This is a genomic window from Rhodanobacter sp. Soil772 (assembly GCF_001428385.1).
Lineage (GTDB): Bacteria > Pseudomonadota > Gammaproteobacteria > Xanthomonadales > Rhodanobacteraceae > Rhodanobacter.
Genome location: NZ_LMSK01000003.1, coordinates 379,689 through 386,891, shown reverse-complemented (window position 1 = coordinate 386,891; position 7,203 = coordinate 379,689). Strand labels below are relative to the sequence as shown.

6 protein-coding genes are annotated in these 7,203 nt (G+C 61.4%); 5 read left to right on the top strand and 1 reads right to left on the bottom strand.

Annotated elements, in window-relative coordinates; all coding sequences use genetic code 11:
- The first annotated feature begins 135 nt into the window (after window positions 1–135).
- The 5 genes from ASG75_RS16380 to ASG75_RS16045 all read left to right on the top strand — a co-directional run bounded on the left by ASG75_RS16380 (window position 136) and on the right by ASG75_RS16045 (window position 3,817).
- Window positions 136–723, top strand: a complete 588-nt coding sequence (locus ASG75_RS16380) for a hypothetical protein (protein WP_157616976.1) — start codon at window positions 136–138, stop codon at window positions 721–723.
- A gap of 83 nt (window positions 724–806) precedes the next feature.
- Window positions 807–1,859 (top strand): IS3 family transposase, encoded by a 1,053-nt coding sequence (locus tag ASG75_RS13185; protein ID WP_157616975.1) that lies wholly within the window; start codon window positions 807–809, stop codon window positions 1,857–1,859.
- A gap of 93 nt (window positions 1,860–1,952) precedes the next feature.
- Window positions 1,953–2,330 (top strand): hypothetical protein, encoded by a 378-nt coding sequence (locus ASG75_RS16375; protein WP_157616974.1) that lies wholly within the window; start codon window positions 1,953–1,955, stop codon window positions 2,328–2,330.
- A gap of 874 nt (window positions 2,331–3,204) precedes the next feature.
- Window positions 3,205–3,552, top strand: a complete 348-nt coding sequence (locus tag ASG75_RS13180) for an antibiotic biosynthesis monooxygenase (RefSeq protein ID WP_056390256.1) — start codon at window positions 3,205–3,207, stop codon at window positions 3,550–3,552.
- A 73-nt stretch (window positions 3,553–3,625) separates the two neighbouring features.
- Window positions 3,626–3,817: a hypothetical protein gene (locus tag ASG75_RS16045; RefSeq protein WP_082547611.1), complete on the top strand. Its 192-nt coding sequence runs from the start codon at window positions 3,626–3,628 to the stop codon at window positions 3,815–3,817.
- 434 nt (window positions 3,818–4,251) lie between these two features.
- On the opposite strand, the gene ASG75_RS13175 is transcribed toward ASG75_RS16045, so the two are convergent.
- Window positions 4,252–7,125, bottom strand: a complete 2,874-nt coding sequence (locus ASG75_RS13175) for an EAL domain-containing protein (protein WP_056390253.1) — start codon at window positions 7,123–7,125, stop codon at window positions 4,252–4,254.
- Between the last annotated feature and the right edge of the window lie 78 nt (window positions 7,126–7,203).

The following is a 7,203-nucleotide window of genomic DNA, read 5'->3' as shown; positions in this document are numbered from 1 at the left end:
ACAGTTAAAGGACTAGCAGTAGTCGCCGCCATCAACACTAAGTAACCTAACATTTCGTTCAAGGCGGACGGCTTCGCCGCCGCTTAACTCCAGCGTTAGGTTTAGTCACAATTTGCAATAAAACAGGGGAAAAGCATGAAACGTCTGGCCATAGTTGTTCTATTGGTATCGCTCTCTGCAACTGCCACGGCGGCACAGTTTGGCCTTGAGCCTGGAGCTACATTTGAGCAGATAAATAGAGTTGCTGAGCTTAAACTAGTCAGTCCATATACGTACAGTACATCAAAGCTTCCTAATGGCAACGTTGCGTTTGATGACTACAGATTGCTTATCACTCCAAATCAAGGACTTTGCAAAATAACCGCGTGGACACCAGATATTTCATCTAGCTCGTACGGCGACCGGGTAAGAGATGTTTTCTCTAACCTCTTTGATGCTCTAACTGTTAAATATGGAAATAGCAAAAAGTACGACTTCCTACGGTCCGGGAGCATATGGGATGAGCCGGAAGATTGGATGATGGGTTTGGCCAAGGAGGAACGCTCCCTCGTCGCCTTCTGGGATCTTAAGGAAAATTCATCGCTTCCCGACAGCATCAAAGCAATTAGCTTGGCAGCACACGCAGCCGGCCCAAACCATGGGATAATTGAACTGAGCTATGAATTCAATAACTTTGGCAAATGTAGTGCATGGGTCAAGAGCCAGCAAAATTCATCGCTTTAGGCCTAACAACTCGTTCAAGGCGGACGGCGATAGTTCCTTCGCTTTAGTGGACACCCTGAACTACCACTTCAGGAGTCCACACCATGCCGAAACCAGGTCCGCGAACCACCTACCGATACACCCACGAATTCAAAGCGACGGCCGTCCGTTTGAGCCAGTTGCCTGGGGTCGCGGTGCAGGATGTCGCCGCGTCGCTTTACATCCATCCCTTCATGTTGTCTCGTTGGCGCAAACAGGCGCGCGAGGGCGAGATCATGACGAAGGGTGTGACGGTCGATCCGAATCGCGTTCACTTCCGCTCGAAAAGCGAACGCTTTGCCTTCATCGAGCAGCAGCAGGAAGCCGTCCCGGTGAGAGTGCTTTGCCGCCTGTTCGGTGTCAGCGCCAGCGGCTACTACGCCTGGCGCGATCGCCCGGCCAGCGAACGCGCGCAGGAGGATGCGCGCCTGATGGATCGGGTCCGTCGGGTGCACCGCGACAGTCGGGAAACCTATGGCAGCCCGCGCGTGCACGCCGAGCTGCGCCAGCAAGGCGAGACCGTGGGCCGCCGCCGGATCGAGCGGTTGATGCGTGAGCATGCCGTACAAGCCTGCTCGGCCACGCTGTATCGGCGCACACCGGGGCTCGATCGCTTCTTTGCCAGCGCCGACAACCAGGTTCATGCGATGACCGTGGATCGCATCGATCAGGTATGGGTGACGGATGTGACGTATCTGAAAGTCTCCGGCGCGTGGCGTTATCTGGCCACGGTGATGGATCGGCATTCACGTCGGCTGCTCGGGTGGGCGCTGGGCACGGAAAAGTCGGCGCAGCTGACCTGCCGCGCGTTGCGTGCGGCCGTGCGCCACCGAAAACCGCCGCCGGGCACGGTGGTGCACAGCGATCGCGGCGTGGAGTTTCTGTCCTCGCGGTTCAAGCAGGCCTTGGCGAGCGCTGCGCTGATGCAGAGCGTCAATCGGCCACGCCGCATGACCGACAACGCGCACATGGAGTCGTGGAACAAGTCGATGAAGTCGGACATGTACACCGCCAGCCCTTCACCAGCGAACGGACCCTGCGCTCGGCCCTGCGCAGCCACATCGATTTTTACAACAAGCACCGCCTGCACTCCGCCCTGGGCTATCGTTCTCCGGTAGAGTTCGAAGCCCAAGGCGTCTGATCCGTCGGTGTCCACTTTTGCGCAGGAACTCTCCGGCTACGCCGCTGCTTAACTCCAGCGTTAGGCCTTCATGAAAATAATCGCACTTACTCTGATCCTCTCAGGTCTCCTTGGTGCCAGTTGCGCTCGGGCCGAGCAGGTGCCAGCTTGGGCCGAGGGGTTCTGGGCGCAGGTTGTCGACGAGGATGGACGTCCTGGCGATGACACCTTGAAGTTTCGTAAGGATGGCTCTTTTGTTGTTTACGGCTCAAAGTGCCAAGAATTTCCCGTAGGCGAGTTCCATCTGTACAAAGGCAACATCTACGCTACGTTCAAAACCCCGAAGGGCTTGGTATCAGCAGTCTACATTCCTTCCAAAAAGCACCAGCGCCTGACTTTCACGTCACCTCGTACTGGAAATAACGCCGTTTATGCTCCAGCAAAGGGCTGCACGCCGGTTGGCGGCTAACTACTCGTTCAAGGCGGACGGCTTCGCCGCCGCTTAACTCCAGCGTTAGGCCTACTCATCAGAGTCAGTCAGACGCGCATCAGCAAGAGGAGGCAGCGTGTGCTGGCAACTAGTATATTAAATCAAGCTTGGGTGAGCTTGCTGTTTGCCGGTGGGTTCGTGTTCTTCGTTATAAATGGGGTCATGACGGGCAGCACAATTGTGTGGTACAGAAGAATTCAAAGATCAGAGAACCCATTTTTATTTTGGTTTTCGATTGTTTCGTGCGGCGTGGGCGCAGTGTTTTTTTTGATATTGTATTTTTGGCCAAATTTGGCTCAACTGTGATAACGGTTGTCCGATATCAAGTCACGGTTTGTAAAGCATACGGCTTGCCCTGAACTCATCGCGTCACAAGCCTGACATCTCGTTCAAGGCGGACGGCTGCGCCGCCGCTTAACTCCAGCGTTAGACCCAATGCCGATTCGAGCCGTAAATGATCCACAAGTAATTGCCGCTTGGGCACAAGCGACATCGACGTATCGCAAGAGGCACAAACTTGTACAGCCCTCCATAGGTTTGGCAGCGTTGGCCTGTATAGCTACCCGTGTCTATCTGCAAAACATCTATGTTGCTGCCCTGTTCCTTGTTTTCTTTCTTGCCCTCATGATCGCTCGTGCCGCAGAGAGAGTCAGCCTGATCTGTCCCCACTGTTCCCAAGCTCCGGTTAGTCCATTCGAACGGGCATCACCCCTGGACATAGACTATTGTCCACACTGCTTCTATTGGCTTAGATCTCCGTGGTAGGCCTCCGCAAGAGGTCTAGCTACTCGTTCGAGGCGGGCGGCTTCGCCGCCATCCAACTCCAGCGCCAGGTGGCCAGGTGTCATCAGTCATGTCTCCAGAATTGAGCGCCAAGGGTCCGGGGTTCGTGGTTCTGTACAGGTGGCGCCTTCACCCTGGCATGGAATCCTCCTTCATCAAGGCCTGGTCACGCCTGTCGGACCTGCTGCGCTCGGAACGAGGTTCGTTGGGCTCTCGCTTGCACTGCGGCAGTGACGGGCTTTGGTACAGTTATGCGCAGTGGCCAAGTGCGCAGGTTCGAAAAGACGCTTTTGCGATCGGCGCCGTTGACCCTGCTGCCAGCAAGCAAATGGAGCAGGCCATCGCCGAGCGGTACCCAGAGGTCGTTCTGGAACCTGTGGCTGATTTCCTGGTCATCCCCGGGTACAGTGGCAACTGACTGTTCGCCCAGGCGGGTGGCTGCGCCGCTGCTTGACTGCAGCACCGGGCCTGAACAAGCAAAGGAGATATCAATGAAGCATCTGATCGGTCTTGCGCTGCTTCTCGGAGCCGCGGCTGCCTACGCAACTGGCGTAGGCCCTTTCTTCTTCGGCGCGCCCCTCATGGGTGGCGCCCTGCTTGCAGCAGCCTTCGCCCTTGAGGTGTTTTTCTGGCGGCGGATTCTCCGCAAGAATCCATCGCGCGCAGCGACGCCTCTCAAGTAATCTCAAGTCGCGTCATGACCCAGCCAAGTGATCGGGCCGTCAAGTCGATCAATCAGCTGCGTCGCGCAGAATCGGGATAGTTGCCCGGTTCCTCGCCAAGGCTTCCACGTTGATGGCCGCCAGTCGCGGCCTGCGCGAGCCGGCGTTTGATGGCGCGCTCGCCTGCGCGCAGGCGAGTGCGGGAGGGGTAAAGCTCTTCGCGAAAAATCAGACCACCGAACGCACCACCCCGCCAAACCACGCGCAATCGTCAGGTCGATACCGGCCGTGGAACCGGTGACGATGGCGTGGCGTTTGCTCAGGTCGAAATGAGGGCGGCACTCGCAGAGGTTACGGCTTCACCCTTTCGCCGAATGATGTCTGCCCGGCGATGAAACCGGCGTCACTCCGGCAGCGGTTGGCCGACCCGCGCGAACCGAACACGCTCTACTTCGCTAGGGGCCGAAGCGTTCCTCGGCCTGCTGCACACGCATGGCCGGACCGAGATAGTTGCCTTGCAGTTCGTCGCAGCCGGCCGCGGCAAGGAAGTCCGCCTGCGCCTGGCTCGCCACGCCTTCGGCCGCCACGCGCATGTGCAGTTCGTGCGCCACCGCGATGATGGTGCGCACGATTCCCGCATCGGCGGCGTCCAGCGGCAGGCCGTGCATGAAAGCCTGGTCGATCTTCAGCTTGTCGATCGGGAATTGCTTGAGGTAGGCCAGGCTGGAATAGCCGGTGCCGAAGTCGTCCAGCGACAGCTTGATGCCCAGCGCCTTCAGCTCGGCCAGCGTGCGCTGCACGCGCCACACGTTTTCCATGAACGAGCTTTCGGTGATCTCGATGTCCAGCATCGCCGGCGGCACGTCGTGCCGGCGCAGCGCCGCGTCAACCTGCGCGACCAGGCCGTGGCGCTGCAGTTGCTGCGCCGAGACGTTCACTGCAACGGTGAAGTCGCGGTGGCCGCGATCGAGCCAGACGCGCAGCTGCCGGCAGGCGGCATCGAGCACCCACTCGCCGATCTCAGGCATCAGGCCGAGCGCCTCGGCGATCGGGATGAAACGGGCGGGCGAGACCTGACCGAGCTGGCGGCTGTTCCAGCGCAGCAAGGCCTCGAAGCCGGTCATCCGCCGGTCGGCGGCGCAGTGCTGCGGCTGGTAGTAGAGCTCCAGCTCGTCGTGCCGGACCGCGTCGCGCAGGTGGTTGCCGAGCAGCAGGCGGTCTTCCAGATCCTGCATCTGGGTGATCGAGAATTCGGCGACGCGGTCGCGCCCTTCCCGCTTGGCCTGGCTCATCGCGGCCTCGGCGCGGCGCAGCAGGTTCTTCGGATCGCGGCCGTGGTCGGGCGAATGGCTGATGCCCACGCTGGCGGTCAGCAGCAGCCGGTAGTCGTGGCCCTCGACCGGCTCGGCCACCGCGGCGCGCAGGCGTTCGGCCAGTTCCAGCGCGGAGGACGAGGACAGCCCGGCGGCCACCACCACGAACTCGTCGCCGGCGAAACGGGCGATCCGGCCTTGCCCACCGAGCGCGCCCTGCAGGCGCACGGCCAGCCGCTGCAGCACGTCGTCGCCGGTCTGGTGGCCGACCGATGCATTCACCAGCTGGAAGCGGTCCAGCCCGACCACCAGCACCCAGGCCGGCGTCGCTGCATCGTGCAGCATCGCCGCCAGCGCACTCTCGAGCAGCAGGTGGTGCGGCAGGCCGGTGACCGGGTCGTGGCTGGAGGCATGAGCCAGCTCCGCCTCGGCCTGGCGGCGCTCGGTGATGTCGCGCGCAACCGCATAGACCAGCCCGTCGGGCGCGGCGAACGACACCCATTCCAGCAGCCGCTCGCTGCCATCGAGGCAGACGCAGCGGTTGACGAAGTCGAACACCCGCTGCCCGGCCGCATCCCGTCGCAGCATCGGGTCCGCCCCGGTCTCGTCGCCTTCCACGCGCAGGAACTCACGGTAGCTTCTCGACTTCAGCTCATCGGCGCCGTAACCGGTGATGCGTGGCAGCGACGGATTGAACTGCACCAACCGCTGCGTCTGCGGATCGAGGATGCAGAAGATCTCCAGCGACATCTCGAAGAAACGGTTGCGCTCGCGCAGGCGGCCGGTCAATTGCTCGCTCTCGATCGCGATGCCCGCGATCGGCAGCATGCGGTCGATGTTGTGCAGCTCCTCCGGGCGTGGCTCGCGCACCTCGCGGAAATACACCGCGAAGGTACCAAGCACCTGGCCGCCGCTGCCGAATACCGGGGTGGACCAGCAGGCCTTCAACCCATGCGCCAGCGCCAGCGACTTGTAGCTTTCCCAGTCCGGATGGCTGGCGATGTCGGCCACCACCACGCGCTCGCGCCGCCACGCGGCGGTGCCGCAGGAGCCATGTGCGTCGCCGATTTCCAGCCCGTGCATGGACTCGTTGTAGGCCTCGGGCAGACTCGGTGCGGCGCCGTGCAGCACGTGCCGGCCGGACTCGTCCAGCAACAGCAGCGAGCACAGCGCACCGGGGTTCATCGTCTCGTGCAGGTGCGCGATCTGTTCGAGGCTCTGCACCAGCGGGCGCTGCGCCGCGATGCCGGCGAGGATTTCGTGCTGGCCGGCCTCCAGTTGCTCGGCGCGCTTGCGCTCGGTGATGTCCTGGCAGGCACCCATCATGCGGATCGCGCGGCCGGCCTCGTCGACATCCACGGTGCCGCGGCTGAACAGGGTGCGTATCGAGCCATCCGCGCGCACGATGCGTTCCTCGAACTCGAACGGCTGGTGATCCTCGGCGGCCTGTTCGATCGCTATCCGCACGCGCTCGCGATCCTGCGGATGGACCAGCCCCAGGTAAGCCTCGAACGTGGCCGCGTGCTGCGCCGGCGTCACGCCGTAGATGCGGTACAGCTCCGCCGACCAGGCCACCTGGTTGCCCGCGATGTCCCACTCCCAGCTACCGATGTGCGCCACCTGCTGCGCCTGTGCCAGCATGCGCTGGTGTTGCAGCAGTTCCTGCTCGGCCTGCTTGCGCTCGGTGATGTCGAGGAAGTAGATCGTCAACCCGTTTGCCGACGGATAGATGCGGTTTTCGAACCAGCGGTTGTACGGCGGATAGAACGCTTCGATCTGCAGCGGCCGCTGCTCGGCCATCGCCTGTTCGTAGGCGCGCCGGAACGGCTGGTCGACGCCTTCCGGAAACTCCGCCCAGATATGCCGGCCGATCAGGTCTTCCGCGCGGCGGCCGAAAAAATCGCAGGCCCTCGCGTTGAGGTAGGTGTAGCGCCAATCCCTGTCCAGTGCCACGTAGGCATCGGTGATGCGCTCGAACACCTGATGAAATTCCAGCTCCGACGGAGTGCGTTCCATGGCGCGTTCGATCCTGTCATGCGAAGGAATCCGGACAGCGACCGCAGGTTAAGTGATCACGCACGTGCACCGCAACGA